This is a genomic window from Streptomyces sp. PsTaAH-137 (assembly GCF_003259365.1).
GTDB lineage: Bacteria > Actinomycetota > Actinomycetes > Streptomycetales > Streptomycetaceae > Streptomyces.
This window is the reverse complement of record NZ_QLLY01000057.1, coordinates 1-3,516: the sequence shown is the minus strand read 5'-3', so window position 1 is coordinate 3,516 and position 3,516 is coordinate 1. Positions and strand designations below refer to the sequence as shown.

Annotated in this window: 4 protein-coding genes; 1 reads left to right on the top strand and 3 read right to left on the bottom strand. The window is 70.4% G+C overall.

What is annotated here, in order from left to right; translation table 11 throughout:
• Positions 1-308 precede the first annotated feature (308 nt).
• Positions 309-1,316 (bottom strand): stage II sporulation protein M, encoded by a 1,008-nt coding sequence (locus K377_RS40675; RefSeq protein ID WP_111668668.1) that lies wholly within the window; start codon positions 1,314-1,316, stop codon positions 309-311.
• Positions 1,317-1,421: 105 nt separating this feature from the next.
• On the opposite strand from K377_RS40675, the gene K377_RS40670 reads away from it, so the two are divergent.
• Positions 1,422-2,387 (top strand): RDD family protein, encoded by a 966-nt coding sequence (locus K377_RS40670; protein WP_111668669.1) that lies wholly within the window; start codon positions 1,422-1,424, stop codon positions 2,385-2,387.
• A gap of 18 nt (positions 2,388-2,405) precedes the next feature.
• Here K377_RS40670 and K377_RS40665 read toward each other — a convergent pair whose 3' ends face one another.
• Positions 2,406-3,020: a hypothetical protein gene (locus tag K377_RS40665; protein WP_111668667.1), complete on the bottom strand. Its 615-nt coding sequence runs from the start codon at positions 3,018-3,020 to the stop codon at positions 2,406-2,408.
• A 202-nt stretch (positions 3,021-3,222) separates the two neighbouring features.
• On the bottom strand, positions 3,223-3,516 hold a 294-nt coding region (locus tag K377_RS40660), incomplete at its 5' end, for an adenosylhomocysteinase (protein ID WP_181512776.1).

Genomic DNA, 3,516 nt, shown 5'->3' with positions numbered 1-3,516 from the left:
ACCAGATCCTTTTTCCGTTCCGTTTCCGGTTTCGGATTTTGTTTCCGGTGGCCGTTGGAGGGCCTTTGCCTTTCGGCTGATCCGACTTTATCAGAAGTTTTTGGCCGGTCTGACCGGCTGTTGCTTTCTGAATTAGTCAGAGAGCTTCTCGAAAGAAAGTTTTTCGTGAAGCGCGATAGATGCTAACCGTTGCAAGTGAACCTGTCGAGTTCGGGGCAACTGTTCGAATCTACCTCCCCGTCCAGTCCGTGTCAACGGTCTTTCCGGGGCGAAGAGGAGACTAGCAGGTCAGAGAGGCCGGGTGCACATCAAGCCGCTGTCGGCAGCAGCGCACTGCGTTCGGACTCGGCGACATCGCCGGTCTCGCCCTCTCGGGTGGCGCGGCCACCAAGGACGTAGACGTATGTGAGGAAGGCGATTTCGGCGGCGATGCCGATACCGATGCGGGCCCAGGTCGGGAGGCCCGAGGGGGTGACGAAGCCTTCGATGGCGCCCGAGATGAAGAGGACGAGGGCCAGGCCGATGGCCATGCCCAGGGCCGCTCGGCCCTCTTCCGCGAGGGCAGTGCGGCGGGTGCGCGGGCCCGGGTCGATGACCGTCCAGCCGAGACGGAGGCCGGTGCCGGCGGCGACGAAGACCGCGGTCAGTTCGAGGAGGCCGTGCGGGAGGATCAGGCCGAGGAAGGTGTCGAGGCGGCCCGCTGAGGTCATGAGGCCGATGCCCACACCGACGTTGAGCATGTTCTGGAAGAGGATCCAGAGGACCGGCAGGCCCAGGAAGACGCCCAGGACCAGGCACATCGCGGCCGCCTGGGCGTTGTTCGTCCAGACCTGGGCCGCGAAGGAGGCCGCCGGGTGGCTCGAGTAGTACGTCTCGTACTGGCCGCCGGGGCGGGTCATCTCGCGGAGCTCCGCGGGGGCGGCTATGGAGGCCTGGACGTCGGGGTGGGTGCCGATCCACCAGCCGATCAGGGCGGCTATCGCCGTGGAGATGAGCGCCGTGGGCACCCACCAGTGGCGGGCTCGATAGACCGCTGCCGGGAAACCGCGCGTCAAGAAGTCGGTCACGTCGCGCCATGAAGCGCGGCGAGTTCCTGTCACGGCGCTACGCGCGCGTGCCACGAGTTGAGTGAGGCGTCCGACGGTCCGAGGATCCGGTGCGCTGGACTGGATCAGGGAGAGATGAGTGGCCGTGCGCTGGTAGAGCGTGACCAGTTCGTCCGCCTCCGTGCCGGTCAGGCGGCGGCGTCGGCGCAGCAGGGCGTCCAGTCGGTCCCACTCTGCACGGTGGGCGGACACGAAGACGTCGAGGTCCATCCGGTCTGCTGCTCCTCGCTTTCCGGCACCTGTGCGGCGCGATGTGCCCTCAGCTTGGCAGACTGGCGGTTCCTAGGGCAGGTCAGGGAAGGGTGGGTGGCCGGTGTGAGTGAGCTGGTGACGGGCGAGGCGGTGGCTCTGGAGCTGCGGCCCGCGAAACTGCCGAGCCGGGCACTCGCCGTGCTCATCGATCTCGCCGTGGCCTTCGCGGTCTACATCGCCGTGACGATGGCGATCGTGGCGGCCACGGCCTCGCTGGACGACGCCGCCGCGGCCGCGGTGGCCGTGACCACGTTCCTGCTGGTCCTGGTCGGGGTTCCGATCGCGGTGGAGACGCTGAGCCGGGGTCGGTCGCTGGGCAAGCTCGCGTGCGGGCTGCGGGTCGTGCGGGACGACGGTGGGCCGATCCGCTTCCGGCACGCGCTGGTGCGGGGGGCCGTCGGCGTGGTCGAGATCCTGATGACTTTCGGAGTCGTGGCCTGTATCGCCTCCCTGGTGTCCGCGCGCGGGCGTCGGGTCGGCGACGTCGTCGCCGGGACGCTCGTCGTGCGGGAGCGGGTGCCCACCGGGCAGGCCGCGTTCGTACCGGCGCCGCCGCCGTGGCTCGTGGGGCGGTTCGCGCAGCTCGACCTGTCGGCCGTGCCCGAGGGGCTGTGGCTCGCGGTGCGGCAGTACCTGACGCGGATGGGGCAGCTCGACCCGCAGGTGGGGCAGGGCATGGCCGCGCGGCTCGCGGCCGATGTCGCCGCGCACACCGGCGCTCCGGTGCCGACGGACGTGCCGCCCGCCGCGTTCCTGGCCGCCGTGGTGCACGAGCGGCAGTCGCGGGAGGCTCAGCGGGCCTTCGGTGCGTCGCAGCACGCCGGGGGGCCCGTGGGTCCGGCGGGATACTCCCCCGCGGGCGCTCCGGCCTACGCGGCTCCGTCCTACCCCGCTCCGTACACCCCGCCCGCGGCGCCCGTCGCTCCCGCGCCGGACGCGTTCAGCAAGCCACCCGCTCCCACTTCTGCTCCCGGCGACCGGGACGGTGGGGCCGAGCCGCCGGCCACCGGGTTCGCTCCCCCGGCCTGAGGCGCCCGGCGTCAGGTCTCAGGTGAACACCGAGGGCGGTGTCTCGAGGTCTTCCAGCTCGACGCCGGGGGCCGAGAGGACCACGTCGCCGCTGACGTGAACGGTGGCCTGCTCGCCGGTGTCCAGGGCTGTGACCTGGTACGCGTCCACGGTCAGGGGTCCGTTGTCAGTGGCGTGTGCTTCGCTGTTCAGCAAGGTCCAGGACTGGTCCACGGTGCGCGGGGCCAGGACCGGATCGGTGAGGGCGACAAGGCGGACACGGGTCACGGGGGAGGCGGGGGTGAGGTTCAGCAGACGCGTCGTGGCGATGAGGAACGCGGGGGACGTACCCGTGAACGCGTGCGCGGGAGCGTTTCCTTCGGTGGCGTGCGTGCCGGTGGGGTCGGTGCGTACCCAGGTGACGCCGTCGAGAGCGGCGCCGCGGACCTGCCAGCAGGACGCGGTGAGTTCGAGGCGGATGGGGCGGCCGAGTTCGTCCAGGGCGAGGTCGATCGAGCCGGCGTGGTCGCCGGAGGGGGTGGTGCGTTGAGCGACGTAGCGCCAGCCGGACGGGCCGGGCGCGCAGTGGAAGTGTTCTTCGCCGAGGGGGGTGTGATCGTGCGGATCGTGGAGCGAATAGCGGCCGCGGGGCATGGGCTTCGTGGGGTCCTCTGTCTGGCCTGGTGACGGCCGCCGTCACCGGTCCGGGTGCGGGTCGGACGGTTCGTGGCGGCGTCGAAGGACGTGCCCACCGTAGCCAGCGGTGCGGCAGGTACGGGACAGGCCCCCGGCACGGGGGTGCGGGGGCCTGTCCTGGCAGTCGACTCCGGCGCGGTGCTGCCGCCGGCGAGGGTGCTCAGTAGCGGTAGTGGTCCGGCTTGTACGGGCCCTCGACCTCGACACCGATGTACGAGGCCTGCTCCGGGCGGAGCGTCGTCAGCTTGACGCCGAGCGAGTCCAGGTGGAGCCGGGCGACCTTCTCGTCGAGGTGCTTGGGCAGCACGTACACGTCGGTCGGGTACTCCGACGGCTTCGTGAACAGCTCGATCTGGGCCAGCGTCTGGTCCGCGAACGAGTTGGACATCACGAACGACGGGTGGCCGGTGGCGTTGCCCAGGTTCAGCAGGCGGCCCTCGGACAGCACGATGAT